Here is a 24821-nt window from a genome sequence, read left to right on the forward strand (position 1 = left end):
TAGCCTCGAAATCACCTGCGAGCCCGATGGAGCAAACGCCCCTTGAGATTCGCCTTCAACGGAGAATCAAAATGATCGAATTCAGGGCGCTCGGGGCCTTGGAGATGAAGACCGGTAATCGAGTCTGCACTCCTACGGCGCCACGGGTGCGGCAAATTCTCGCTCTCCTTCTCATGCGGGCCAACCAAGTGGTGCCTCTCGATCTGCTCCTCGAAGAGCTGTGGAACGACGCCCCGCCGAAAACCGCGGTCACCACCGTCCAGACCTACATATACCGGCTGCGCACGAACGTCCTGCAGAAGTCCCTCGGCGCCTCAGGCCAGGCCACGCTGCCCACCGTGGCGCACGGCTACGTCCTGCGGGTCGAGCCGGGCGCGCTGGACGCCGACGTGTTCCAGCGGCTGGTCATGCAGGGCCGGGCCCACCTGGAGCACGGCCGGTTCGCCGAGGCCGCGCGGCTGCTGCGCTGCGGCCTGGAGTTGTGGACCGGTCCGCCGCTCGCCAACGTGCGGCACGGCTCCATGCTGCAGGCCCACGTCGCGCTGCTCGAAGAGGACCGCCTTCGGGCCCTTGAGCTGCGCATCTCCGCCGACCTCTCCCTCGGGCTGCACCGGGAGATGATCGGCGAGCTGCGGTCCCTGGTGGCCGCGCACCCCCTCAACGAATGGCTGCACAACCAACTGATCACCGCGCTCGGCCGGGCCGGGCGGCGCAGCGAGGCGCTGCAGGCGTACCAGAACCTGCGGGCGATCCTGAAACGCGAGCTCGGCCTGGAACCTTCCGCGGAGGCAGAGCGGCTGCAAGCCGAGGTGCTCAGCGCGAACGGCCACGGCGACCGTGCCGACCTGCCGCTAAGTATCCGCTAAGCGTGTAGGTCATCCTCTGACAAGACAAGGTCGACGCTGGAGGCGCGATGCGGCTGCTCGCCTCGCCACTCCGCCCGCCGGGGGCGGCCGGTGACCGGAACGGGGTACGCAGGCTCCGCATGTGGGCGCCCGCTCCGGTTCCCGTCCACCTGCCCGCCCACGTGCCGGTCCTCGGCCGGTGGCGGCCGTGGACCCGCCTCGTGCCGGGCGACCTGCCCCTGGACGACCCGCTCGCGGCGGCGCTGAACGGCTGGGGGTCCCCCGCCGGCGGCACCGCCGTGGTGCTGCCCCACACGCTCACCAGGCACGGCGCGGCCGTGCTGCTCGCCGCCACCCGGCAGGTCTTCCCCGGTGGCGGCCCGCTGGTGCTGCTGCACCGCGGCGCGGGCGGCGACAGCCTGCTGCGCACGCTGCGCCGCGAGTCGCGGGGCCTGGACCTGCTCAGCGTCGAGATGCCGCCCGGTGCGCCGGGCGCCGCCGCCGCGGCCGCCCGTGACCTGGCCATGGCCGCCGGCGCGGCCGTGCGGGCCGGCGTCCACGAGGTCCGCGTCGACGCCGACGGCCTGGCCTGGAGCACCTCGTGGCACGAGAAGCCGTTCCCCAAGGAGAAACCGCCGCTCGCCGAGGGCGACCTGGTGGTGGTCACCGGGGGTCTCGGCGGGCTCGGCCGCACCGTCGCGCGGCACCTCGCCGAACGGCTCGGCGTGCAGCCCGTGCTGCTGGACCACGTGGACCCCACGACGCCGCGGGCCCAGGGGCAGCTCGCGGACCTGCGCACCAGCGGCCTGCCGTTCGTGCACCTGCCGGTGGACGTGACCGACCCCGAGGCCGTGCGCGCGGTGCTGCGCGGCGTGACCCGCAGCAAGCCGATCTCCGCGATCGTGCACTGCGCCGGCACCATCGAGGGCGGCCAGGTGCGCGGCATCGAGCTTCCCGACCTGCTGCGCGTCGCGGCCCCCAAGGTGGACGGCCTGCGCGCCGTGCTGGCCGCCGCCGACCCGCGGCGGCTGAAGGTCGTGCTGGCCTTCGGGTCGATCCTGGCCCGCGTGCCGCACGGCAACGCCGGGGCGTACGCCCTGGCCAACGAGCTGCTGCGCCGCGAGGTCGACCGCCTGGCGTCCACCATGCCGGGCCCGCGGTACCTCACCGCGGAGTGGTCGATCTGGGACGGCGCGGGCGTGGCCGCCGAGAGCGGCGCGGTCGCCGTCGCGCGGCAGACGGGGTACACGCCGATCCGCCTCGGCGAGGGCCTCGCCGCGGTCGAGCGCCTGCTGGCCTGGCGTGGCCCCGGCACCACCGTACTGATCAGCGAGGAGTCTCCGGACGCCATCAACTCGAAGAAGGAGAGCCGTCATGGGCGAGCATGAGCAGGGCCGCGGGACGGCGGTGGTCAGCGTCCGGGTGGACCGCCCGGTGGAGGCGGCGTGGGCCGCGCTCACCGAGCCGTCGGGCCTCGGCAAATGGTTCGGCGCCGCCGACGGCCCGCTGCGGGCGGGCGAGGTGACCCGGGTGGAGTTCGGGGACGGCGACTACTTCGTCATTCGCACCGACCGCGTGGTGCCGAACTGCCTGGTGGAGTTCCGGTGGCGCTTCCTCGGCACCGGGCCGGAGAGCCTGGTGCGGTGGGAGGTGCGCGGCACCGGCGCCGGGTGCGAGGTCACCGTGACCGACCACGAGCCGCGGCGTGACGACGAGGGCGTCCGCGAGCTGGTGGAGGGCTGGTGCGACTTCCTCAGCCGGCTGCGCGTCCACCTCACCACCGGGGCGGAGAGCCGGTACGACTGGCGCAGCGACATCGACGGATCGGTGGACGTGCCGCTCGGGCGTGAGCTGCTCGCCCCGCGCGCCGTGCAGCGATGGCTGCCGATCGCCACCGACGGCTTCGGCCCGCGGTGGTTCTTCATCGTGGACGACGAGGGCCCGCGGCGGTTCGAGATCGCCGACTGGCACAACGACGAGCGGGAGGAACTGACCTTCCAGATCATGGTCCCCGGCACCGCCGGCCGCACCGACTGCGCGGTACGGGTGCGCCGGGCCGGTGACGTGCAACGTCTCGGCTTCAGCCACACCGGCTGGCGCGGGCTCGGCCTGCCGGACGAGCGGGCCCGCGGCCTGCGCGCCCGGTTCGCCGCGACCTGGGCCGCCACCATGGGCAACCTCAAGGAGTCGGAAAGGGCCCGATGACCCAGTCGCAGGTGACGTCCACCACCGCTGCCGCAGCAGCGCCGCCGGAGACGACGGCGCAGATCAGGGCCAAGTCCATCAACTCGGCCATCGTCGCCATGCGCGAACATCTCGGCGAGCCGCAGGAGCTGCACGACGCCGCCCGCGCCGCGCTCATGAGTCCGTTCCACTTCCACCGGGTGTTCCGAATGATGACCGCAGCCACGCCGGGGCGTTTCCTCACCGCCATGCGCATGTCCGAGGCCAAACGGCTGCTCCTGGAGACGGACCTCAGCGCCACAGAGATCAGCATCACCGTCGGGTACTCCAGCTTCGGCACGTTCACCAGCCAGTTCAACCGGCTCGTCGGCATGCCCCCCGGCCGGTTCCGCACGTGCGCGGCGCCGCTGGCGGACGTGCCGGTGCGGGTCCTGCTCGACCAGCTCCCACGGCCCGAGCAGGACGGCCGGGGGGTGTGCGGGTGGCTGAGCAGCCGCCCCGACCACTCCGCGGGCATCGCCGTGGTCGGGCTGTTCACCTCGGCCATCGCCCAGGAGATACCGAAGTCGTGCGCGGTCATCGCGCCGCCGGGGCGCATCGTGCTGCCGCCGGTGACCCGCAGGGGGTCCTACGTGGCGCTCGCGGTGAGCGTGGAGGCCGAGGCCACCGTGTTCGAGGTGCTCACCGAGGCCCCGTCGGCCGGGCTCTACGTGGGGGCCGCCCCCGAGCCGATCCAGATCCGCGGGCCGGTGCCGCCGCCCGACGAGTTCTTCATCGCGCTGCGCGAGAAACGCATCACCGACCCGTCGGTGCTCACCGCCTTCCCGTTGCTCGCCGGGGCCGGCGGGGCGCCGCGGTCGTCGCAGCGACGTATCTCCTGATTTCCCGGAAACGCCGGCCGCCCGGGAATGCGCGCGAACCTGTATTCACGCACGCCATTTCCGGGCGGAATTCACGGCAGCGTACTCCACCGATTACCACTTCTAGCAATAGGGTTCTGGCGGTTCTTCTTCCAGATTGCTGATCACGGTCCGGATAAGCCGCAAATCGTGAGAAGTCGTGTGGGCCCCCGACTTTTAGTGTGAAGGGCACATGGTCAGCAATTAGAAGGGAAGGACGTGCGATGGCGATCGACCTGTGCAACAAATCGCCTGCCACGCTGGCGGAGAATGCGCCGGGAACGTGGAGTGATGCCCTCACGTCGTCCAGCACCAACACCCCGCCGATCCTGCTCGACGACCTCGAGAGCGAGCAGAGCAAGGCGCTCAACTTCGCCTACCGCGCGACGCTGAGCAACGTCGACCCGCGGTTCGTGGCCGGCGACCCGGCGGCGTGGTCCAGCGACTTCGGGTACGCGCTCGACCGCGTCGCCGTACGCCTGGACAACCGCACCAACGCGGTGCTGCGCGAGCAGGCACTGAAGCACCCCGACCCCGCGCTGCGCGAGCAGGCCCTGTTCGAGTACGCCGACCGCGACCACCCGGACGCGATCGAGCTGCTCGTCGAGGCCGTGAAGAACGACACCGACCGCCAGGTGCGCTGGGACGCGCTGTGGGCGATCGAGAAGCTCGGCGGCCCGCAGGCCGTGTCGGCTCTGGCCGGCTTCCTGAAGGACAGCGACCCCGAGATCGCCGAGTGGTCCAAGCTGTTCATCAGCGAGCTGCAGACCGGCGACCCGGCGTTCGACGGCCGCTCGGCCGTGTTCACCCCGGGCCGCACGTTCGACGAGACCATCTTCCTGCTGATCCACTGCGACCTGTACGTCCGGCTGGACGACTCCAACCAGCACTGGGGCAAGATCTCCCTCGCCCCCCAGGGCCTGGCGCGGATCTACGGCCAGGCGCACGCCTGCCCGAACGTCGAGACCCGCGAGCGCAAGCTCGTCATCGCCAAGACGATCGAGGGCCTGCACGCCGACGGCTCGCCGCACGTGGACAACTACCTGTTCCGCGGCTTCACCGACCGCACCCGCCGCGACCGCGGCAACTTCTTCTTCGAGTCGCTGGTGCCCCGGACGTTCTTCAAGTCCGGTCACGCGGACGACCCCTCGCAGGGCACCCGCCAGGCGAACATCGGCTTCGCCCGCCACGGCACGTGGTACCTGGAGCCGACCTTCCAGATCCGGGACTCGCCGGCGATCCGCTACGTGCGCGGCCGGTTCCAGGGCTGGGGTTACGTCAACCTCGCCCGCGTGGCCGGCAAGTCGCTGGAGGAGATCCTGCTCCCCGGCAACGGCGTCCTGTCGACCCTGCACGACCCCGAGGTCGGGCCGATGACGAACGCGTTCATCCTCGGCACCTTCAAGGGCAAGCTGAACGACTGGGACGGCGACGGCAAGATCGACATGAACTCCCGTAACGTCTTCTCGACCACCGAGGGCGAGATCGACACCGACATGGACGGCGTGCCGGACGTCGCAGGGCTCACCTGCTGCGACCACACCCAGCACCAGCTTCCGTGAGTCACCCAGAGCTCTGACAGCGAAGGAATCACCATGTCTTCCGCGACCAGCGAACCCACGATCGTCTACGGCCCGAAGGTCAACCTGGACGGCGTCCCCAACAAGTACGCCGGCACGCCGGTCGTCCCCTGGACGCCCCCGGAGCCCGGCATCGACAACCTCGGCATCAACTCCATCGACACCTTCGCGGTGCCGGGTGTGGGTGAGTTCACCGTCGCCTTCGACGGCTGGGTCCGCGTCGTGCGGTCCGAGCCGACCGACTCCGAGTGGGCGGGCGCCGAGGTCTACACCAACCTGATCGAGATGAAGATGGTGGGCCACTCCGAGGAGCTCGGCACCATCACCGTGACCCTCAACCCGACCTGCTTGTCGGCCGGGCAGATCCGGACGCCGTTCGACCCCTACGCGGGTGAGGGGCCTTCGGCCAAGGCGTGCCGTATGGCGGTGGGATGCATCTTCGACGTGCCGAAGCTCGGGATGAAGCTGTTCAACAAGGAGCCGATCATCCTGACCATCGACGACGTGCGGTCCATCCCGCCGGCGGGCGCCCCCGGCAAGGGGCAGATCTACCGGATGCTGCCGCTGTCCGACATGGCGCACCCCGAGCGGGAGCCGGTGGCGTACTTGACCAGTCTCCGCTTCAACATGGGCGGATACCTGGACAAGGAGAACATGTAACACCCGCCATCGCAGGAGGGCCGGGCGACGCCAGCGTACGCCCGGCCCGCCCGCGGAGCACGACCGCGCGCCGGCCCCCACCGGGGCCGGTGTCCATGACCGTCACCCCGAGCCGCACCCGTACCGGAAACGCGACCGGCGCACCGCCGCGACCGTGACCGGGAGCCGTACCGGAAACCGGCACGTGCCGGGGCCGGCCACCGAGGTTCACGCGCCCGCCGACCGCCACCTCAACCGCCCGCCGCCCCCGGCGCGCCGCCGCGCCCTGACGATTGGACGATGCGATGCCCGCCCCACCCGCCACGCAGCACGGTCCGAACGGACACGCGCCCGCCGCCCCACCCCAAGCCGTGTGGTTCGCCATGCCCGACATCAGCGGGGCCGCCCTGCCGCCGCTGCACAGCGTGGTGGCCAGGCCGGTCGCCCAGGACCGCTGGGAGCGACTGGTCAGCGAGGTGACGGTGCCGTACCCGGTGGACGACGTGTGGACCGCCCTCACCGACCCCAAGGCCGTCGGCAAGTGGCTGGCCAAGCCCAACGGGAAGTGGGCCAAGGCGGGCAAGGAGTCGATCCTCGACTTCGAGGACGGCGAGTTCTTCCTGTGCGGCACCGAGACGGTCACCTCGCCGTCCGGCGGCCGCGCCGGCACCCTGCGGTACCTGTGGCGCTGGGTCGGCGTCGGGCCCGCGACGTCGGTCACCTGGGAGGTGCGCGACCGCGGCCCCGGCGCCACCACGGTGATGGTGACCGAGGAGGCGGTCAACCCGCCGTCCGACTGGCGCTCCTGGAACGGCATGGGGTGGCCCGGCATCCTGGAGCAGCTCGCGGCGTACCTGCGCAGCGGCACCGACAACCGGTGGACGTGGCGGCGCATGGGGCCCTACCTCCAGGTGGAGCTGCCGCTGCCCGCGTTCGAGGCGTGGGAGGCGCTCACCGGCGCCGGGGCGATCAAGCACTGGCTGCAGCGCTCGTCCGGCTCGCTCGCCGTCGGCGACCCCATGACGGTGGTCATGGGCGACGCCAGCGGCACGGTGCGCATCACCGTCACCAAGTCGGTGGAGGCCGCGCAGGAGTTCCCGTCCTACCTGCCGTACGTCGAGTTCACCCTGGCCCGGCCGTCCTGGGAACAGGAGCTCGGCGGGCGGCTGTGGGTGGAGCCTGCGGGGCTCGGACGCAGCCTGCTGCAGGTGTTCCACCACTCCTGGGAGGGCCTGCGCATCACCGAGCCGCTGCCGGAACGGCGGCTGCTCACCAACTTCTGGGTGCTGGCGTTCCGCCGGGCCCAGTCGATGTTCGGTCCCCCGGCCGGCGCCCCCATGGGGCCGCACGGCTGGTCCACCTGAGGGCACGCGGCGGAGCGACGACATGTTCGAGAGGTTCACCGACCGTGCGCGGCGGGTCGTCGTCCTGGCCCAGGAGGAGGCCAGGATGCTCAACCACAACTACATCGGGACCGAGCACATCCTTCTCGGGTTGATCCACGAGGGGGAGGGTGTGGCCGCCAAGGCCATGCTGAGCCTCGGGATCAGTCTTGAGGGTGTGCGACAGCAGGTCCAGGAGATCATCGGGCACGGGCAGTCGGCGCCGTCGGGGCACATCCCGTTCACGCCGCGGGCCAAGAAGGTGCTCGAACTGTCGCTTCGCGAGGCTTTGCAACTCGGCCACAACTACATCGGCACCGAGCACATCCTCCTGGGGCTGATCCGGGAGGGCGAGGGCGTGGCGGCTCAGGTGCTGGTGAAGCTCGGCGCCGACCTCAACCGGGTGCGCCAGCAGGTGATCCAGTTGCTGCACGGCTACCAGGGCAAGGAACCGGCCACCGCGGGCGGGTCGCCCGAGACCGTGCCGGCCGGCTCGCTGGTGCTCGACCAGTTCGGCCGCAACCTCACCCAGGCGGCGCGGGACGGCAAGCTGGACCCGGTGATCGGGCGGGACAAGGAGATCGAGCGGGTCATGCAGGTGCTGTCCCGCCGCACCAAGAACAACCCGGTGCTGGTGGGCGAGCCGGGGGTCGGCAAGACCGCGGTGGTGGAGGGGCTGTCCCAGAAGATCGTGGCGGGCGAGGTGCCGGAGACGCTGCGGGACAAGCAGGTGTACACGCTCGACCTCGGGGCGCTCGTGGCCGGGTCGCGGTACCGGGGGGACTTCGAGGAGCGGCTGCGCAAGGTGCTCAAAGAGATCCGCACCCGGGGCGACATCATCCTGTTCATCGACGAGCTGCACACGCTGGTCGGCGCCGGGGCGGCCGAGGGCGCGATCGACGCGGCGAACATCCTCAAGCCCATGCTGGCGCGCGGCGAGCTGCAGACCATCGGCGCGACCACGCTCGACGAGTACCGCAAGCACCTGGAGAAGGACGCCGCGCTGGAGCGGCGGTTCCAGCCGATCCAGGTGGCAGAGCCGAGCCTGAGCCACACCATCGAGATCCTCAAGGGGCTGCGGGAACGGTACGAGGCGCACCACCGGGTGACCATCACCGACGGGGCGCTCGTGGCCGCCGCGACGCTCGCCGACCGGTACATCAGCGACCGGTTCCTGCCGGACAAGGCGATCGACCTGATCGACGAGGCCGGCTCGCGGATGCGCATCCGCCGCATGTACACCGATGGCGACCCGCGTGAGGACGAGGGCAATGTCACCGAGGAGATCGTCGCCGAGGTGCTGGCGACCGCGACCGGCATCCCGGTGTTCAAGCTCACCGAGGAGGAGTCCCAGCGGCTGCTCCGCATGGAGGACGAGCTCCACAAGCGGATCATCGGGCAGGACGACGCGATCAAGGGACTGTCGCGGGCCATACGGCGGACCCGGGCGGGTCTGAAGGACCCGCGGCGTCCCGGCGGGTCGTTCATCTTCGCCGGGCCGTCCGGTGTGGGCAAGACCGAGCTGTCCAAAGCGCTGGCCGAGTTCCTGTTCGGGGACGAGGACGCGCTGATCATGCTGGACATGTCCGAGTTCATGGAGAAGCACACCGTCTCGCGGCTGTTCGGCTCCCCGCCCGGCTACGTCGGGTACGAGGAGGGCGGCCAGCTCACCGAGAAGGTCCGGCGCAAGCCGTTCTCCGTCGTGCTGTTCGACGAGATCGAGAAGGCGCACGGCGACATCTTCAACTCGCTGCTGCAGGTGCTGGAGGACGGCCGGCTGACCGACGCCCAGGGCCGGGTGGTGGACTTCAAGAACACCGTCATCATCATGACGACCAACCTCGGCAGCCGCGTCATCTCCAAGAGCGTGAGCCTCGGCTTCTCCACGATGGACGACAGCGAATCCCTGCACAACCGCATGAAGTCGCAGGTCCAGGAGGAGCTCAACAAGCACTTCCGCCCCGAGTTCCTCAACCGCATCGACGACATCGTGGTCTTCCACCAGCTCGGCCAGGACGAGATCATCCAGATCGTCGACCTGATGCTCGCCGGCCTCGCCGTGCGCCTGCGCGACCGCGACATGGACCTGGAGGTCTCCGCCGAGGCCAAGGTCCTGCTCGCCGAACGCGGCTACGACCCGGTGCTCGGCGCCCGGCCGCTGCGGCGCACCATCCAGCGCGAGCTGGAGGACACGCTGTCGGAGAAGATCCTGTACGGCGACCTGCGCCCCGGCCACACCGTCCGGATCGAGGTCGTGGACGGCGCCCTCACGTTCGCCGGCGTGGACCGCACCCTGTTCCCCGAGCCCCCGGCCTCTTCGGCCCCCGCCGAGCTCGAACCGACGCCGACATGAATGGGTGACCGTGAGAAGCAAGACACGCGGAGCTGACGCATGAACGTGCTCGTCATCGGGGGCGGCATCGGCGGCCTCTGCACCGCGCTCGGCCTGGCGCGCCGAGGCTACCGCGTGCGTGTGTTCGACCAGAGCGACCCGGCCGAACACGCCGGCTCCGGCCTGGTCCTGTCGCCCAACGGCATCAGGGCCCTGGACCGCCTCTCCCCCGAAGCCGGCCAGAAGGTCCGCGCCGAGGCCGTCCCCGGCCCGCACCGCTTCAACTACGTCTCCCACACCGGCCGCGTCAAGGTCCGCATCGAACCCACCGACCTCGTGGCCAAGTGGAAGGCCCCCCTGGTCGCCATGCGCCGCCGCCTCCTGCACCGCATCCTGTTGGACTGCCTCCCCGAGGGCGCACTCACGCTGGGCAGCCGCTTCGTCCAGGCCAAGGAGACCGGCGACGAGGTGACGGCCCGCTTCGCCGACGGCTCCACCGCCCGAGGCGACCTCCTGGTAGGCGCCGACGGCGTCTGGTCCATGGCCCGCCGCCACCTCACCACGAAGCGCAAGCCCCGCTACCTCGGCATCAGCTCCGTCCGCGGCATCACCCCCGCCCCCGAGCACAGCTACCCCGGCGGCTTCTTCAGCCAGGGCCCCGGCCTCCAGATCTTCGCCAACCCCCTGAGGAACGGCGACCTCTACTGGGCCGCCACCCTCAACGCCGCCGAACACGAATGGCCCCAGCTCCACCTCGACTACGCCCGCGAACGCCTGTCCCGCATGGTGGAGAACTGGCACGCCCCCATCCCCGACCTGGTGGCCGAAACCCCCGCCGACCAGTTGGTGGTCACCGACATCCACGACATGACCACCCTCCCCACGTGGACCACCCCCCGCATAGCGCTACTGGGCGACGCCGCCCATCCCATGGCCCCCTTCCTCGGCCAGGGCGCCAACGCCGCCATAGAAGACGCCGCCGTCTTCTGCGCCCTCCTCCCCGACCTCTCCCCCGCCGTCACCGCCCGGTCCCTCCCCGCCCCCACCATCCAGAACGCCGTGGCCACCACCCCCCAGGTCCTGCGCGCCTACGAAACCGCCCGAGTCCCCCGCACCACCCGCCTCAGCAAGATGTCCCGCCGCATCGGCATGGCCGGCCAATGGGAGAACCGCACCGCCATAGCCGTCCGCGACGCGATGATGAGACTCGCCTTCAAGTACGGCGGCGAAGGCCCGGACACCTGGCTCTACGGCTACGAGACCTGACGGCCGGGGTCGCGCCGGTCCCGCGGCGAGCGCTTCGGGGGAAGCACAGTGCCGGGGGCGCTACCTCCGGCGAGCTTCGAGCGCGTCCAGGATCAGGTCCAGGCCGTAGCCGAACTCGCTGGTGTGGTCGTAGCCCGGCCGCAGGGCGTGGTCGACGATCATCTCGGTGAGGTACGGCAACTCGTCCGCCGGCAGGTGTTCGAGGATGCCGCCGGCCACTTCCTCGACATCGCCCGGCGTCGTCACCGGCAGGTTCGCCTCCTGGAGCACGAACCCGGCGACGTAGCTGTCGATGAGCGAGACAGCGTGCGCGGCCATCGGCAGGGTGAACCCCGCCTCCCGGAGGACCCCGAGGACGGCGTCGTGGTGGCGTAGCGTCGCCGGCCCCGGGTCGCGACGGGAGTCCATGAGGCCGAGGGCCCAGCTGTGCCGCGACAGGACGGCACGCGCGGAGGAAGCGCGCGCACGGATCGCGTCGCGCCAGTCGCCGCCCCCGGCGCCGGGTAGCTTGATCGCCGCGAACACCATGTCCACCACGCCGTCGAGCATGGCCTCCTTGCTCGGTACATGGTGGTACAGCGACATCGCCTCCACGCCCAGCTCCTGCGCCACGCGTCGCATCGTGATCGCCTCGACGCCGCCGCGGTCCGCGACCCGGATCGCGGCTTCCAGGACGAGACCTCTGCTGAGCGGTTGCGGTGGTGGCACGTCGGCTCCGGGGATGAGCGGGTTGACAGCCTTACGAGCGTAAGCCAACCTTACAGTCGTAAGTCACCTTACTGGTGTAAGTCCCCGGGGGTTGGCAGCCGGCCGAGGGCCACGCGACTTTCTGACCTGCGACACGCCCCGCCGGGCGAGAGATGGAGATCCCCGATGCCGATGCCGACGTGGTGGGGGCACGTGAACAAGAGGGTGTTCAACCGCCGCGCGATCGCGAGCGGGAAGTGGCCGGTGCTGATTCACGTCGGCCGCGTCACCGGCGCGACGTACCACACGCCGCTCGACGCGCATCCTGTCGACGGCGGCTACCTGTTCGTTCTGGTGTACGGATCACGCTCGGACTGGGTGCGGAACGTCCTGGCAGCCGGCAGCGCGCGACTCCGGGCCGACGGCAGGGAGGTGGGACTCGCGGCCCCACGCCTCGTCGGGGAGGCCGAGGCGTTCCAGGCCCTCCCCGATGAGGTGGCACGGCCGCCGAAGCTGCTGCGCATCACCGAGTTCCTCCGCATGGACCTGGTCACAGGCTGACCCCGTCCATCGCCCCGGCGGTCCTCGTCCCGCGGGTCCAGGAACCGTCTCGGGCGCCGTCCTGCTGACCGGCGGACGCCGCTGCTCGTCATCGACATGATCAACGGCCCGACATGGACAGGAAACGCGTTATGCATACGAACAGGCGAGCAACCGCGATTGCCGGCGCACTGGCCATCATGGGCATGATCGCCGGCGCGCTGAGCATCGTTCCCGTTCTCGAGGAGCCACGCTACCTCGATCTCATTCCCGCACACGAGAGCCAGGTCATCGCCGGCGCGGTTTCGCAGGTCGTCATGATCCCCGCCTATGTCGGGTTCGCACTGTACCTGTACCCGACATTGAGGAAGGAGAACGAAGCACTCAGCCTGGGTTTCCTCGGATTCAGGCTGATCGCGGCGACGTTCCATCTCACCGGCGTGATTCTCTTGCCGTTGTTTCTCGTGCTGGGCCACGAGTACGCTCAGGCAGGCGCTCCGGGCGCATCCCACCTTGCGGCCGTGGGCGAGTTGCTGCGGACGGCGCGCGACCTGGTCAATCATGTCGCGTTGATCATCTCGCTGGGCCTCGGCGATCTCCTGTTGTTCCGCATTCTGTACCGGTCGAGACTTGTCCCCCGCTGGTTGTCCGCGTGGGGATTCATCGGAATCGGATCAGCCGTGTCGGCGAGCTTCTTGGTGTTGTCCCGCCTGACCGATGTGGTCACGCCGCTCTACCTGGCCATGAACGCACCACTGGCCCTGCAAAGTTTTGTCCTCGCCATATGGTTGATCACCAGAGGCTTCGACACGAACAGCGACGAGTACCTGCGGATGAAGGACAGCATCCGTCAGGGTGTCGGCGGCCGCTCAGGAGGCGAGCAGATCGAAGTGGAAGCCGGCGAGTTCCGCAACGAGACGAAGACGGCCGCCGACGCACCCAGGATCATCGCGGTTACCAGTGTGACGAAGTGAACAATGAGGTTCGTCTCCGTGGGCCGATCTATCTGGACCTGCGCCGCCCGCAGCCGCCCGGGCCCGAGGATGTCAAGCACGATCGTCGCCCCACTGGCGAAAGCTGTGATCTTGCCCAGACGCCCCCACCAGAGCATCGGCATCCCCAGCAGATCGTGCCCCGGCGTCGACCTGCCCTCCGACCACATTCGCCACGCCTCGAAGTAACCGATATCAGGCATGACTGGACCCTAGAGCTGCGGCGACGCTCAGAACATGTCCAGTCGCGCCATCACCTGACTGCAGAATTCGAGTATCTCCGCAGTCCAGGACATGGTCTCGTCCAGTTCGGTGGCGGTGACGGACTCGCCGGGCTGGGAACCGTACTCGACCACGTTCCTTCGCCGGCGCATCTGGTCCAGGCGACGCAGTGGACGCCCTTCGGGAGTGGACGCGAATTGAGCGACCACCGCTTCCTTGAGCGCGACGTGACCTCCGCTCGAGGTGGCACGGAGTCCTTGAACCTGGAGCAGAGCCGCGCAGGCTTTCCTGGCGGCGTCGTAACACAGCGCGTAGGCACCCTCGGGGTCATCGTCCCTGATCTTCACCACGGAGCTCAGGTGGCTCTCCGCGGATGCCAGCATGGTTTTCGCCATGTCGCGAGCCAGCGGGACGCGTTGGAGTTCGCGTTCAGCGAGAAGCCGTTCGATGGTGTCCTCACCGAGGGTCCAGCGCACGTCAGTTCTCCAGGGCAGGGGAAGTCGCTACGTCGAGGACGGGGGAGCCCTTGATCTGCTGAATCAAGCCGTCGGCAGAAGACTGCCATGCGGACACCGTCCGTATCACGGTGTTCACGGAAAGTCCCAAGCGCTGCTCGGCGCGTTCGGCGGCGTCGTAGACGTCACCTCGCTGAGGGGAACCGATGACCAAGAGGTCGATGTCTGCGGGCTGGGGGCCGGGGTGCCCGTGGTAGCGGGCGGCCCAGGAGCCGAAGATCTTGAGTTCATGAATCCCCGCCACCGGTTTGAACTCCTCCGCGATGATCGCGGGGGGACCGAAGGACGCGGTGAGCAACTGTGCGAGCGGGCGGTAGACGACCGTGTCGGTGTTCGCGCGGACCAGGCGCGTGCGGCCGACACGGCGCTCGCGGACGAGGCCGGCGACCACCAGCCGGTCCACCTCACGTTGCGCCGTGCTGACCGGGTGGCCGAGTAGTGTGGCCAGCTCGGTGATGGAGAACTCGCGATCGGAGAGATACATCCGGGTCAGCAGGTCAGCCTGGAACCGAGATCGGAAGATGGGCAGCAGGTCCGGCGCCGTAGTTCCCATGTTGCTGACGATAACTTGCGCAACATGGGAATGAAACCTCTGCACCCGACCGCGCGGACGAACGCCGGCGAGGCGACCCGACGCTTTCGTAGATGATGGTGAGGCCGCGGCCGTGGACGGCTTCTGGGCCGAGGTTCAGGTGGCGGAGCGGGTCGGGGGCGCGGTCGGTGACGTGGAGGTACAGGTCGCTCGGGGTGAGCCACAGGGACAGGCTGATCGGCGGGTGGCCGTGGGTGACGGCGTTGGCGAGAAGTTCTCCTACGGGGAGGATCACGTCGTCGGTGAGGGTGAGGAGCGACCAGGCGGTGAGGACTTCCTTCACCATGGCGCGGGTCTTCCCGATTGCCGACGGGTCGTCGGACAGGTCCCAGCAGACGGGTACGACGACCGCCGTCCCGCGTATCGGTCATCGGTGCTCCAGGAGCCGTCGAGTGGCTTGTGAGGGCGGAAGGGGGTGGATCGCAGCTCGGGCGAGCGTGCGGCGGCGGAACGGGAGGGTGAGGGCCGGGACGGTCACCGGCGGGGTGGTCGAGGGCTGCGGGTTCCGCCTCACGCATCAGGTCGCGCAGTTCGTGCGGGGTGCCCGCGTGCAGGAGTAGGGGCACGGGTGACAGCCAGGTGGCGATGGCGTAGAACCGGCGGGAGCCCACGCCGTACCAGACGGCCCACGCCGGCTCCATCATGTTCAGCCCTTGCGCCGCGGCCCTCTGCGCCACGTCCCAGGAACGGGAAGTGGCCCGCGCCGGCGCCACCCCGGGGCGGTGCCGACCTCGCGGGCGTGTCTCGCAGAACGGACTCCCGTTCATGCCGGCACTCGCACACGCCGCCGGTGTCCCTCACCTGGGAGTAACAAAGTCGTGCCTCTCAAGAAGGCCAGATACTCGTCCGAGATAGGCGATCGCCCTTGATCGACATGCAGTTCGCACCCCTTTATCCGGACATGTCCGGTGAATTCTTTGAACTGCCTTCTCTCCGTGACCGTGTATAGAGGAGCGTCGGCCGCGCGTTTCCCAATCGCCTTCACAGAATGCCGCCGTTCGGCTACCTTCTGCATCAAGAAGTCGGGCACACTGCCGTGACACATTAGTGGCTTGATCTGTGCCATTCCCGTGCCCATCACCCATCCCCTCGCCAGGCGGAGCCGGAATGTCCGTACGTCGATCCAACGATCCATCCGTGAAGGCACTCACCGTTTTCGGTGACGAACTCCGCGAACGCCGCATGCGGGCCAAAGTAACCCAGCACCAATTGGCGGAGATGACTCAATTCAGCAGAAGCCTGCTGGCCTTCATCGAGCGCGGGGAGCGCACCCCGAGCCGCAACCTGGCCCAACGCTGCGACGACGCACTGGGAGCGCGAGGAGAGTTGGTCCGCCTGTGGACGCAACTGACCCGCGACGCGAGTCCTCGGTGGTTTCGCGGCTGGCTGGAGGTCGAGGAAGAAGCCCACACACTCCACACTTGGGAACCACTCGTCATCCCTGGGCTTTTGCAGACCGAGGAGTATGCACGGGCCGTTATTCGCGGAGAACCTGGCATCACGGACGCACAGGTCGAAAAGGCTGTCACCGCACGCATGGAAAGGCAGGAGATCTTCGGGCGCGCCACGCCGCCCATGCTTCGTGCCGTACTAGACGAAGGGGTCTTGTATCGTCTGATCGGCAGTAAGGAGACCATGCGTCATCAGCTCGCACGTCTCTTGGAGGTACTGGAATCCCCGCGGATCGCAATCCAGATCATCCCCATGTCGGCGGGAATGACCACGGGGATCCTCGGCGGTTTCGTGATCGGGCAGCTCCCCGGAAGCCCAGATACGGTATACATCCAATCCGCTATCAATGGACATGTGTCATGTCGTCCGGAAGACGTCGAAGCTGTTCATGGCCGATACGACAGACTGCGTGCCGAGGCCCTGCCTCAGCAGGAGTCCATTGGTTTGATCAGGGAAGCGGATAAGCGGTGGATCTGAACGACGAACTACAGACGGCCACCTGGCGTAAGGCCGCCAAGAGCGGATCGGACCAAGGGAACTGTCTTGAGGTGGCCCCGTTGTCCGGGGGGCGCGTGGGGCTGCGGGACACCGAGGCGCCCGAGAAGGCGCCGTTCGTGGTGAGTGCGAGCGTCTGGGACGCCTTCATCGACGGTGCCAAGAAAGGGGAGTTCGACTTCTGACAGTCCTGGCCGTGGAGAGGCATCGGGCGAAGACTGGCACGCTGAGGTGACGCTGGTGCCTCAGGGTCTCAACCAGGTCGGTCACTGGGCTCTGAACACGGTCCAGGTTTCCATGACGTGGAAGCCCATCGACTCGTAGAGGGGCCGACCCATTGTGGAGGCGTGCAGGTAGGCCGCGTTCGCTCCGGTGGCTACGGCGTCCAGGAGTACGGACTCGGTGATCGCTCGGCCCAGGCCGTGGCTGCGGGCGGATGGGATGACGGCGATGTTGAAGACGCCTACCGCGTCGGTGGTTCGTATCCCTAGGCCGGTGCCGGCGGGTTGTCCGGCTTCCTCGGCCAGGTGGCCGGTGATGGGGTCGGCGTCGAGCACGCCGCCGCCCATCAGCGTGTCGAGGACGTCCTCGGGGACTTCGAAGCCCTGGGTGAGAGCCTGGGTGTAGAGATCGCTCTCGGCGGCGCCGACCCGGCGCACCGCGTTCCGCTGTGTGGTGCCGGTGCGGAACACGAGGGCGTCCGCGGTGCAGGCCAGGAACGGCAGGTCGCCGCGTTCGAGCAGTCCGTGCCGGGCCGCGAGATCGGCGACAGCGTCGCTCGCCTCGCCGCGGACCATGATGGACCACGGCACGGCCTGCCTGGCGGCCTCGGCCGCCAGCACGTCGAGTGACGTGAGATCCGGTTCCCGCGCCCTGTCGTAGACCGCGTTGAGTATCGCGTAGCCGGCGTGGGTCATCGCCGCCCGCGCGGTGCCCTGCTCGGCGTACCAGCCCTTCGGTGTCACTTTGCAGAGAAACTCGAAGTCGTCGTAGTACGCCGCCGCCATGCGGTCAGCGAAGGTGTCCATGGCTCTCCCCCGCGCTCTCCCTCAGCCGGGCACCCACTATAGGACACGTCTTTACCCGGCTTAGGGACACAGCTTTAATCGGGGAGGGCCGCCACGAGTCCTAGACGACACAGAACTCGTTGCCCTCTGGATCGTGCAGCACCACGGCGTAGTACTCCATGCCCGGCTCGTCCATGACCCGCAGCACGGTGGCGCCGGCCTCGGTCAGCCGATCCACCATGGTGGTGACCCGCTGTGTGCGCACCGCCAGCGGGACGTCGCGCCCGCCACCCACCTTCAGATCGAGGTGCACCCGGTTCTTGACGACCTTGGGTTCTGGGACCTGCTGGAACCACACCCGCGGCCCCCGCCCGGTGGGATCGACGATCGACTCCGGGGTGTCACCGGCACCGGGCCCCAGCTCCTCTTCGGGCACCCCCATGTCCACCCAGTGATCCCGCCACGTGGCGTGTCCGCCCGGCGGGGGTTCAGGCACGTACCCCAGGGCCTCGCTCCAGAACGCCACCAATCTCCGCGGGTCAGCGCAGTCGATCGTCAGCTGCAGGGTCATGTCCATGACAGGAGCCTGCCAGACAGGTCCGACAGACCCCGGGTCACGGCCGATCGGGGAAGTTAGGCATCGCCGGGCAGAGGTTCGCCGGTCTCCAGCAGCGACTTCAGGCTCGACAGCACGCTCGGCCAGCCGTGGCTGACCATCTCGGCGAGGCTCGATGCGGGCTCGAAGCCGTCGTGCACGACGGTGAGCTTCACGACCTGCGCGGTCTCCTCGATCGTGAAGGTGACCTTCGAGCGGGCCTCGCCGGACAGCCGGGCGAGCGTTTCGTCGTCCCAGTCGAAGCGCTTGGCGAGCTCCGGGGTCATGGCGTGCCAGGTGTAGGAGAGCCGGCTGTAGGGGTCGGCCTCCAGCACGACCTGCTCGGGGTCGCTGATCAGCACGCCGTGGTTGTCCCAGGTCATCGGCGAGCCGGCGGACCAGTCCGTGGTGAACTCCGTGGCCCAGTAGCGGCGGGTGAAGGCGGGCTCGGTCAGCGCCTGCCAGAGCTTCTGCGGGGTGGTGCGGATGTAGGTGGTGTAGACGAAGGTCGGCGCGTCCATCGGAGGCTCCTCCAAGGCGAGTTTCAGGTCCGCCAGGGCTTGGACCCTGGCCCTGTCGTAGCGGCTGATCCACCGATGGGCGATCTCGTGCACGGGCGCGGCGTTGAGGTAGTGCAGCTTCTCCCGGCCCCGCCACACGGTGGCGACGAGCCCGGCCTCCTCCAGCACCGCGAGATGCTTGCTGACGGACTGCCGGGCCATGTCGAGCCCGGCGCACAGCTCGCGCAGCGTCTGCCCGTTGCGGGCGTTGAGCGAGTCGAGCAACGCGCGCCGGCTCGGATCGGCCAGCGCCTTGAACACCTCGTCCATGACCGCCCTCGTGTCCGGGTTGCCACCCATCGATATGCAGCCTTTCGGCTGCCTTTGACTTAGGCAGCCGGGTGGCTGCATGTCAAGGCGCGCCGGCACGACGGGCGAACGCGGAAGATGGTCCCCTCGTCGGGGGAAACGCAGCGAAGACGCACCCCGGGTGGGGGGTGCGTCTTCGGGATGGAGGAGGTCAGTTCTTGGGCTGGATGAGGAAGAACTCGTTGCCGTCGGGGTCGACGAAGGCGGAGTGCCAGGCCCAGGACTGGTCTTCTGGTTCGGTGGTGAAGGTCACGCCGGCGGCCTTCAGGCGGTCGTAGTCGGCCTTGATGTCGTCGGTGATGAGCTGGATGTCGGTGAAGATGCCGATCTTGTCTTCGCTGCCCACCGGCCAGTCGGCGGTGGCGATGACGATGGTGGTCTGGGCGCCGGGGGGTGCCACCTCGATCCAGCGCATGGGGCCCATCGACTCGTCACGGCGGAGGTCGAAGCCCAGTTTGCCGACGTAGAACTCCACGGCGGCGTCCTGGTCGCGGACGAAGACGTCGACGGTGCCGATATGGGTGATCATCGGGACTCCTGTGAGTGGCTGGATACGTACGGTGTGCACCGCGGTTTTATCAGTGGCGTGGCGCGCCCGGGTCGCATCTCGCTAGACGCGGGCGCGCCGTGCGTCACCGGAAGGCGGGGAGGTTGTCGGCGAGCCAGTCGTCGAAGGAGCGGGACGGCTTGCCGGTGAGTTCCTCCACGGTCGGGTAGACCTTGGCCCAGCGGCCGCTGGTATCGGCGAGGACCGACTGGACGGCGTCGATGAGCTCCTCGGGGGCGCCGAGCATGACCCCGACGACGGCGATGTTGAACACGCCGACCGCGCCGGAGATCCGTATCCCGAGGCCCGTGCCGGCGGGCCGTCCGGCTTCCTCGGCCAGGTAGCCGGTGATGAGGCCGGCGTCGAGCACACCGCCACCCATCAACGAGTCGAGGACGTCCTCGGCGACTTCGAAACCCTCGGTGAGAGCCCGGGTGTAGAGATCGCTCTCAGCGGCGCCGACCTTTTGCGCACCGCGTTCCGCCGCGGGGCGCCGGTCAGGAACACGAGGTCGTCCGCCGCGCAGGCCAGGAACGGCAGATCGCCGCGTTCGAGCAGTCCGTGCCGGGCCGCAAGATCGCCGACCTCATCGCTCGCCTCACCCGGGACCATGATCGACCACGGCACGCCCTGCCTGCCGGCCTCACCCGCCAGCTCGTCCAGCAACCCGATATCCGGCTCCTGTGCCCTGTCGTAGACCGCGTTGAGTATCGCGTAGCGGGCGCCGGTCATCGCCGCGCGTGCGGTGCCCCGCTCGGCGTACCAGCCCTTCGGAATTACTCGGCAGAGGAACTCGAAGTCGTCGTAGTACGCCGCCGCCATCCGGTCCGCGATGTCGTCCATGACTTTCCCCGCGTGGTCCCCACAAGCCAGCACCAACATATCGGACGTGTCGAAATAGATGCGCCGCCTGCGGCACCCCAAGATCAGGTAGCGGTCAAACGATACAGGCGCGCCGCCCGGCGGCCGGAAGCCACGTCAGTGGTCTGGATCTGATAGACCCCCGATGCCAGTTCCACCTCCAGGACGTCATCAGCATTCAATTCATCACCCGGTACAGCCGCATCGAACAACACAAGACGATGTGCCAATGTGATCGACGGCCCCTCCTGCCAGACGGCTGCGGACAGTTCATGGCCGACCATCCGCAATAGGTCATCCTCTGTGTCCGCGTACATCCACTGCACCAGTATTTTTTCGTCGGCCAGGTATGCCGTCGCCAACGGTTCACCCCATATCACAAGGGCAGATTTTCCATCGACCTCGTCACCGAATCGAACGACACCGGTAAGATCCTTCACCGCGCAGGCAGCCTCGTAGTCACCTTCGTATCCCGACCACATGGACACGTCGTCCCAGGACACGAGAACCAGAGGGCCACCTGCGCTCTCAATCCATTTCACAAGATCGCTACCTCAGTTTTCCATAGAGATCACTCATGATCGGAGCCAATCGACGGACCCAGCCACCTTGTTTTGAGCTGCAGGAGCGGCACTGCGGATACAGACGCTGCGGCGTTCCATCCGGAACCCACTCACTCGGAGGTTGATGGTCTTTGACCCAAGTCCCTCTTGGAGTACCTGGATCTCTGGTACCGCATGTATGACAGCCGAAGTGGTCACCGTTCCTATTGTTCTGATCCACTTCGTCCTGAGTCCATTGACGCCCCTTGTCTCGAGCTGGAATCCATTCCTCTGCGTACGGCCCTACGGAACATACATCATCCGGGTTCGAACGACGATCATCAGGACCAATGTTATGGACAAGCAGGTCCGAGCCACCGGCGCTTACGAAGTAGGTATGCAGATCGTCGACCGTGAGGTTGAAGACACGTCGATGAGTTGTGGTCTTCTCGACGGCGTCGATCCGTACCCAGGTGCCGGCGCTGGTCTGGAGCCACATCCCAGGCTTGAGTTCTCCGGCGTTCAGCCACTTGCGGAGTTCGGGAAGCCAGAACGGGTGACCGTCGGTAGCGATCACAGTCTGCCTCGTGCCCCTATGATCACCGTCGACTTCAATAGTAATCTCGACCAGTCGTTTGAGTCCTTCGCCGGCGATCAGAGTGGTGACTGGTTTGCTGTCGACGCGGGACGTCTGGGGGTCGGCAGCCAGGACCCGGTCGCCGACTTCGACGTGTTCGATGGGCTTGTGAGTACCGTCAGCCATGAGTACCAATGTGCCTGCGGTGAAACTGTTACCGCTTGGGCACGCCGCGGCGGCACCAGGAGGATCGATGGGCAGGTCGGGTCCTGTTTCGCCTATGACGTTTCCGATGACATCGTCAATCACAGGGGCTGCGACGTCCTCGATCAGGTCCTTGACGCAACCTCTGAAGCTTGAGCATGAGCTGCTGACTGGGTTGACGAGGTCGTTGAAGCACGCCGCCACCGAGATTTCGCAGGCGTCCGGGAGGTCGTCCGGATCGTAGTCGCGTTTGGTCGGGGGTTTTGTGGTGGGTTTACCGCCCGGCGTGTTGCCGCTCTTTCCCCCGGGGTTTCCGCTGGACTTGTTGCCAGATCCGGACTTGCCGCCACCCTTGCCACCGGAACCGCCCTTGGGCTTGTTTCCTGCTTTTCCTGTGGGCTTGCCACCGGGGGTGGTGGAGGGTTTCCTCGGGGCGCTTCCCTTCGGTTGGCCGGCGCGGCCCGATGGCGCCTTGTAACCTGGACAGCCCTTGGCTTTGGGGTTGCGCTGGCACTTGGCGTGGCGCTTGCGCATCTGTTTCTTCTCGTTGAGTACCCGCTTCTTTTCCTTCTCCATCTTCCGAAGCTCGTGCCTGCGTTTATAATCTTTTTCCCATTGCTTCTGGGCCTTGTCTCTCTCTTTGTTGTCCTTCCAGCGCTGCTGGTTCTCCTTCTTCTCATGGCGTATGTCGCTGCCGTTCTGCCGGTCGGCTCTCTGGCGCTTTTCCGCGTTGATCTGGCGGGTTCTGGCTTTGGCCCGCGCGTTGGGGTCGCTGCGGTACCAGCGTGGACGGCCGCCGCTGCCGCCTCCGAAATCCTTGTCATGGCCGGAGGGGTCGGTACCGGTCAGCGGAGAGCCCTCGACGTAGGTATAGCGGTTGAGGCCAACGGAGGGGTCGCCTGGAAGGGTCAGGTCGTCGCGTGAGGCGAACTGGGCGGTACCGGGCTGGTACCAGCGGGCGTGCATGTTGACCGCGCCGGTGTCGGGGTCGGTCCACTCGCCCTGATAGCCGAGGGATCGTGTGGTACCGGACCGGGCGGTGACCGTTCCGAAGGGGTCGAATGCCGTGGAGTCGATCAGGGCTGTGCCGGAGAAGGTGCCCACGACGTCGTCGTGCTGGTCGGTCAGGATGCCGAGGGCGGGTCCGCCACCCTCCTGCAAGCTGACAGGTGCGCCCTCGGCGTCTCTTCCATACTTGGCCTGCACCGCTCCGGCACCGTTGGTCACGGCCGCGATGTCGTTTTCCAGGCCGGCGTAACTGAACCGCTGCTCGGTGCCGCCGCGAATCCTGGAGGTGAGCCTGCCCAACGCGTCGTAGCCGTACGTCGCATCACCGTCACCGACCATCCGGTCGAACGCGTCGAAGGTGAGCCGCCGGGTGACTCCCGCGGTGGTGGCCGTGGAAAGGGTGCCGCGTGGAGAGTAGGAGTAGTCGGTGCCTGCACCTGACGTCAGGCGGTTGCGCTGGTCGTATACATAGGTGTCGTTTCCCGCCCTCACCCGGTTGCCGGAGGCGTCCCAGGTGTAAGAGGTGATGTTGCCGTTGGGCGCGGTCCACGATGTCAGGCGGCCCGCCTGGTCGTACCCGTAGACGTTCGCTCCGGCGCCGGCCGTGCCCTCGGTCGTCTTGGACACCAGCAGGTCGTCCTTGTCCCACCCGTAGCGGATTTTCGCGAGTTGCGTGCCTGCACTGTTCTTGAGGGTGTGCGAGGTCAGCCGGTCGAGGTCGTCGTACTCGAAGGACTGGGTGGTCTGCGGGCCGGCCGAGGTCAGGGTGGTGAGCCGGTCGGCGTCGTCGTAGCCGTACACGAAGGAGCGGCCCGTCACCGGGTCTGTCGCAGTGGCCACCCTGTCGTTCTTGTCCCAGCCGAAGGCCGCCGTTCCCGAAGCGTCGGCCCTGCCGGTGACGTTGCCTACCGCGTCGTAGGTGAACGCCGCCGTCTGCGCCGATGACTTGGTCACCTTGGTCAGCAAGCCCCTGTCGTTGTACTCCAGCGCGTAGTCCCCGATAGCGGTCCGCCGCCCTGCGAGGTCGTAGCCGTACGAGCGCGCCGCGGTGGCCGCTTCGGCACCCGAGCCCGACAGTCGTAGCCGTACGAGCGCGCCGCGGTGGCCGCTTCGGCACCCGAGCCCGACAGTCGTGTCAGCCGTCCGAGGTGGTCGTATTCGCGATCGACCCGCACGCCACCGGGATGCAAGGTCCACAGCAGGTTCCCCGCGGCGTCATAGGTGTTCGTCCAGGTGCGATCGGCCTCGCCGGGGTGCGCCGTCGTAGCGGGCTCGGTCAGTGATTCCACCAGGCCAAGGCTGTTGTACGTCGTCCAGACAGTGTTCCCGCGCCCGTCGGTGGTGCGTGTAGGGGCTCCGTTCGCGTCGTACCCGAAGGTGGTGGTGATCGACTCACCGCTCTTCACAGGTTCGACCAGTTCCACGAGCCTGTCGGTGGCGTCGTATCTCCGCTGCACAGTGTGGCCCTCGGCCGAGGTCTCGCTGATGGGGTTCGAAGCCGCGTCGTAGCCGAAGCCCGAGGTACGGAGTACCCTGCCGGAGGCGTCGAGGTCCTTGGTCGCGGTCTGACGTCCCGCCAGGTCGTACTCCGCCACTGTGGAGTTCATGAGCGGATCGGTCGCCTTCACCAGACGCCCGGCGAGATCGTAGTCGAACGTGGAGTTCTTGCCCGCGGGGTTGGTCTCGGTGGTCACCTCACCCGCCGCATTCACCACATACCGGGTGATCCGATCACCGGGCTCGATGCGCTTGGTCAGGTCGTCGGCGTCGTTGTACTCGTAGGTAGTCGTGTGGGCGGCGTTGACGGGTCGCCGCTCCAAGGTGGTGGTGGTTATCACACGGCCGAGGTCGTCGTACGTCGCCTCCTCGCGTGCGCCGGTCGGGTCGATGGTCGCCAGCGGCTCTCCGAGCAGGTCGTACTCGGTGACCCACTGTCCACCGAGCTGGCCGCCGGGCCCGGGTCGGTGACGCGTGCCACGTTGCCGAGCG

Annotated in this window: 26 protein-coding genes; 13 read left to right on the plus strand and 13 right to left on the minus strand. The window is 68.1% G+C overall.

Features of this window, described 5'->3' with window-relative positions; translation table 11 throughout:
• Nucleotides 1-104: 104 nt before the first annotated feature.
• The 9 genes from ABGB17_RS12885 (at nt 105) to ABGB17_RS12925 (ending at nt 11127) form a co-directional block, all read left to right on the plus strand.
• A complete protein-coding gene (locus tag ABGB17_RS12885) occupies nt 105-866 on the plus strand; it encodes an AfsR/SARP family transcriptional regulator (RefSeq protein ID WP_347629052.1) in 762 nt (253 codons plus the stop codon).
• Nucleotides 867-913: 47 nt separating this feature from the next.
• Nucleotides 914-2233 carry an SDR family NAD(P)-dependent oxidoreductase gene (locus ABGB17_RS12890; protein WP_347628862.1) on the plus strand — a complete coding sequence of 440 codons (1320 nt, stop codon included), beginning with the start codon at nt 914-916 and terminating at the stop codon, nt 2231-2233.
• On the plus strand, nt 2220-3050 hold the full coding sequence (locus tag ABGB17_RS12895; protein ID WP_347628864.1) for an SRPBCC domain-containing protein: 831 nt from the start codon (nt 2220-2222) through the stop codon (nt 3048-3050). The genes ABGB17_RS12890 and ABGB17_RS12895 overlap by 14 nt, the downstream gene beginning before the upstream one ends.
• Nucleotides 3047-3910: an AraC family transcriptional regulator gene (locus ABGB17_RS12900; RefSeq protein WP_347628866.1), complete on the plus strand. Its 864-nt coding sequence runs from the start codon at nt 3047-3049 to the stop codon at nt 3908-3910. The genes ABGB17_RS12895 and ABGB17_RS12900 overlap by 4 nt, the downstream gene beginning before the upstream one ends.
• 242 nt (nt 3911-4152) lie before the next feature.
• Complete coding sequence (locus ABGB17_RS12905; protein ID WP_347628868.1) at nt 4153-5490, plus strand: HEAT repeat domain-containing protein; 1338 nt, start codon at nt 4153-4155, stop codon at nt 5488-5490.
• Nucleotides 5491-5523: 33 nt separating this feature from the next.
• Nucleotides 5524-6168 (plus strand): DUF6073 family protein, encoded by a 645-nt coding sequence (locus ABGB17_RS12910; RefSeq protein WP_347628870.1) that lies wholly within the window; start codon nt 5524-5526, stop codon nt 6166-6168.
• A 284-nt stretch (nt 6169-6452) separates the two neighbouring features.
• Nucleotides 6453-7511 carry an SRPBCC domain-containing protein gene (locus ABGB17_RS12915; RefSeq protein ID WP_347628871.1) on the plus strand — a complete coding sequence of 353 codons (1059 nt, stop codon included), beginning with the start codon at nt 6453-6455 and terminating at the stop codon, nt 7509-7511.
• 22 nt (nt 7512-7533) lie between these two features.
• A complete protein-coding gene (locus ABGB17_RS12920; protein WP_347628873.1) occupies nt 7534-9882 on the plus strand; it encodes an ATP-dependent Clp protease ATP-binding subunit in 2349 nt (782 codons plus the stop codon).
• A 39-nt stretch (nt 9883-9921) separates the two neighbouring features.
• A complete protein-coding gene (locus tag ABGB17_RS12925; protein WP_347628874.1) occupies nt 9922-11127 on the plus strand; it encodes an FAD-dependent oxidoreductase in 1206 nt (401 codons plus the stop codon).
• A 60-nt stretch (nt 11128-11187) separates the two neighbouring features.
• On the opposite strand, the gene ABGB17_RS12930 is transcribed toward ABGB17_RS12925, so the two are convergent.
• Complete coding sequence (locus ABGB17_RS12930) at nt 11188-11835, minus strand: TetR/AcrR family transcriptional regulator (RefSeq protein WP_347628876.1); 648 nt, start codon at nt 11833-11835, stop codon at nt 11188-11190.
• 165 nt (nt 11836-12000) lie between these two features.
• Here ABGB17_RS12930 and ABGB17_RS12935 point away from each other — a divergent pair, with 165 nt between their 5' ends.
• Nucleotides 12001-12375, plus strand: coding sequence for a nitroreductase family deazaflavin-dependent oxidoreductase (locus tag ABGB17_RS12935; protein WP_347628878.1), 375 nt, complete (start codon nt 12001-12003; stop codon nt 12373-12375).
• Nucleotides 12376-12506: 131 nt separating this feature from the next.
• Nucleotides 12507-13328 carry a DUF4386 domain-containing protein gene (locus ABGB17_RS12940; protein ID WP_347628880.1) on the plus strand — a complete coding sequence of 274 codons (822 nt, stop codon included), beginning with the start codon at nt 12507-12509 and terminating at the stop codon, nt 13326-13328.
• Between the two features lie 248 nt (nt 13329-13576).
• Here the strand turns inward: ABGB17_RS12940 and ABGB17_RS12945 are convergent, their stop codons facing one another.
• Genes ABGB17_RS12945 through ABGB17_RS12955 form a run of 3 tightly spaced genes read right to left on the minus strand, consistent with a single transcriptional unit; the run spans nt 13577 to nt 15039 of the window.
• The gene (locus tag ABGB17_RS12945) at nt 13577-14044 is read right to left on the minus strand and encodes a hypothetical protein (protein ID WP_347628882.1); all 468 of its coding nucleotides are present in this window, start codon (nt 14042-14044) and stop codon (nt 13577-13579) included.
• A gap of 1 nt (nt 14045) precedes the next feature.
• Nucleotides 14046-14636 carry a hypothetical protein gene (locus ABGB17_RS12950; RefSeq protein ID WP_347628884.1) on the minus strand — a complete coding sequence of 197 codons (591 nt, stop codon included), beginning with the start codon at nt 14634-14636 and terminating at the stop codon, nt 14046-14048.
• Nucleotides 14581-15039 (minus strand): ATP-binding protein, encoded by a 459-nt coding sequence (locus ABGB17_RS12955; protein ID WP_347629054.1) that lies wholly within the window; start codon nt 15037-15039, stop codon nt 14581-14583. The genes ABGB17_RS12950 and ABGB17_RS12955 overlap by 56 nt, the downstream gene beginning before the upstream one ends.
• Before the next feature lie 773 nt (nt 15040-15812).
• Here ABGB17_RS12955 and ABGB17_RS12960 point away from each other — a divergent pair.
• Nucleotides 15813-16604, plus strand: a complete 792-nt coding sequence (locus tag ABGB17_RS12960; protein WP_347628886.1) for a helix-turn-helix transcriptional regulator — start codon at nt 15813-15815, stop codon at nt 16602-16604.
• The gene (locus ABGB17_RS12965; protein ID WP_347628888.1) at nt 16595-16807 is read left to right on the plus strand and encodes a DUF397 domain-containing protein; all 213 of its coding nucleotides are present in this window, start codon (nt 16595-16597) and stop codon (nt 16805-16807) included. Before ABGB17_RS12960 ends, ABGB17_RS12965 begins: the two co-directional genes overlap by 10 nt.
• An 81-nt stretch (nt 16808-16888) precedes the next feature.
• Here ABGB17_RS12965 and ABGB17_RS12970 read toward each other — a convergent pair whose 3' ends face one another.
• From ABGB17_RS12970 to ABGB17_RS13010, 9 genes are all read right to left on the minus strand, one after another.
• Entirely contained in the window at nt 16889-17650 is a 762-nt protein-coding gene (locus tag ABGB17_RS12970; RefSeq protein WP_347628890.1) for a GNAT family N-acetyltransferase, read from the minus strand.
• Between the two features lie 100 nt (nt 17651-17750).
• A complete protein-coding gene (locus ABGB17_RS12975; RefSeq protein WP_347628892.1) occupies nt 17751-18200 on the minus strand; it encodes a VOC family protein in 450 nt (149 codons plus the stop codon).
• 62 nt (nt 18201-18262) lie between these two features.
• Entirely contained in the window at nt 18263-19084 is an 822-nt protein-coding gene (locus tag ABGB17_RS12980; RefSeq protein WP_347628894.1) for a metalloregulator ArsR/SmtB family transcription factor, read from the minus strand.
• A gap of 160 nt (nt 19085-19244) precedes the next feature.
• Nucleotides 19245-19622: a VOC family protein gene (locus tag ABGB17_RS12985; RefSeq protein ID WP_347628895.1), complete on the minus strand. Its 378-nt coding sequence runs from the start codon at nt 19620-19622 to the stop codon at nt 19245-19247.
• A 103-nt stretch (nt 19623-19725) separates the two neighbouring features.
• Nucleotides 19726-20010, minus strand: coding sequence for a hypothetical protein (locus tag ABGB17_RS12990; protein ID WP_347628897.1), 285 nt, complete (start codon nt 20008-20010; stop codon nt 19726-19728).
• 11 nt (nt 20011-20021) lie between these two features.
• The gene (locus ABGB17_RS12995) at nt 20022-20483 is read right to left on the minus strand and encodes a hypothetical protein (protein WP_347628899.1); all 462 of its coding nucleotides are present in this window, start codon (nt 20481-20483) and stop codon (nt 20022-20024) included.
• An 83-nt stretch (nt 20484-20566) separates the two neighbouring features.
• Nucleotides 20567-21043: an Imm21 family immunity protein gene (locus ABGB17_RS13000; protein WP_347628901.1), complete on the minus strand. Its 477-nt coding sequence runs from the start codon at nt 21041-21043 to the stop codon at nt 20567-20569.
• Between the two features lie 7 nt (nt 21044-21050).
• Nucleotides 21051-23798 carry a polymorphic toxin-type HINT domain-containing protein gene (locus tag ABGB17_RS13005; RefSeq protein WP_347628903.1) on the minus strand — a complete coding sequence of 916 codons (2748 nt, stop codon included), beginning with the start codon at nt 23796-23798 and terminating at the stop codon, nt 21051-21053.
• Nucleotides 23792-24745 carry a hypothetical protein gene (locus ABGB17_RS13010; protein ID WP_347629056.1) on the minus strand — a complete coding sequence of 318 codons (954 nt, stop codon included), beginning with the start codon at nt 24743-24745 and terminating at the stop codon, nt 23792-23794. Before ABGB17_RS13010 ends, ABGB17_RS13005 begins: the two co-directional genes overlap by 7 nt.
• Nucleotides 24746-24821: the final 76 nt, after the last annotated feature.

The sequence above is a fragment of the Sphaerisporangium sp. B11E5 genome (assembly GCF_039871875.1).
Classification (GTDB): domain Bacteria; phylum Actinomycetota; class Actinomycetes; order Streptosporangiales; family Streptosporangiaceae; genus Sphaerisporangium.

Excerpts from the sequence above, each read along its gene's own strand:
- ABGB17_RS12925 (WP_347628874.1), top strand. The coding sequence starts at position 9,922 with ATGAACGTGCTCGTCATCGGGGGCGGCATCGGCGGCCTCTGCACCGCG.
- ABGB17_RS12890 (WP_347628862.1), top strand. The coding sequence starts at position 914 with ATGCGGCTGCTCGCCTCGCCACTCCGCCCGCCGGGGGCGGCCGGTGAC.
- ABGB17_RS12895 (WP_347628864.1), top strand. The coding sequence starts at position 2,220 with ATGGGCGAGCATGAGCAGGGCCGCGGGACGGCGGTGGTCAGCGTCCGG.
- ABGB17_RS12920 (WP_347628873.1), top strand. The coding sequence starts at position 7,534 with ATGTTCGAGAGGTTCACCGACCGTGCGCGGCGGGTCGTCGTCCTGGCC.
- ABGB17_RS12980 (WP_347628894.1), bottom strand. The coding sequence starts at position 19,084 with ATGGGTGGCAACCCGGACACGAGGGCGGTCATGGACGAGGTGTTCAAG.
- ABGB17_RS12950 (WP_347628884.1), bottom strand. The coding sequence starts at position 14,636 with ATGGGAACTACGGCGCCGGACCTGCTGCCCATCTTCCGATCTCGGTTC.
- ABGB17_RS12975 (WP_347628892.1), bottom strand. The coding sequence starts at position 18,200 with ATGACCCTGCAGCTGACGATCGACTGCGCTGACCCGCGGAGATTGGTG.
- ABGB17_RS12910 (WP_347628870.1), top strand. The coding sequence starts at position 5,524 with ATGTCTTCCGCGACCAGCGAACCCACGATCGTCTACGGCCCGAAGGTC.
- ABGB17_RS12970 (WP_347628890.1), bottom strand. The coding sequence starts at position 17,650 with ATGGACACCTTCGCTGACCGCATGGCGGCGGCGTACTACGACGACTTC.
- ABGB17_RS12885 (WP_347629052.1), top strand. The coding sequence starts at position 105 with ATGAAGACCGGTAATCGAGTCTGCACTCCTACGGCGCCACGGGTGCGG.
- ABGB17_RS12985 (WP_347628895.1), bottom strand. The coding sequence starts at position 19,622 with ATGATCACCCATATCGGCACCGTCGACGTCTTCGTCCGCGACCAGGAC.
- ABGB17_RS12900 (WP_347628866.1), top strand. The coding sequence starts at position 3,047 with ATGACCCAGTCGCAGGTGACGTCCACCACCGCTGCCGCAGCAGCGCCG.
- ABGB17_RS12915 (WP_347628871.1), top strand. The coding sequence starts at position 6,453 with ATGCCCGCCCCACCCGCCACGCAGCACGGTCCGAACGGACACGCGCCC.
- ABGB17_RS12940 (WP_347628880.1), top strand. The coding sequence starts at position 12,507 with ATGCATACGAACAGGCGAGCAACCGCGATTGCCGGCGCACTGGCCATC.
- ABGB17_RS12905 (WP_347628868.1), top strand. The coding sequence starts at position 4,153 with ATGGCGATCGACCTGTGCAACAAATCGCCTGCCACGCTGGCGGAGAAT.
- ABGB17_RS12935 (WP_347628878.1), top strand. The coding sequence starts at position 12,001 with ATGCCGATGCCGACGTGGTGGGGGCACGTGAACAAGAGGGTGTTCAAC.
- ABGB17_RS12995 (WP_347628899.1), bottom strand. The coding sequence starts at position 20,483 with ATGGACGACATCGCGGACCGGATGGCGGCGGCGTACTACGACGACTTC.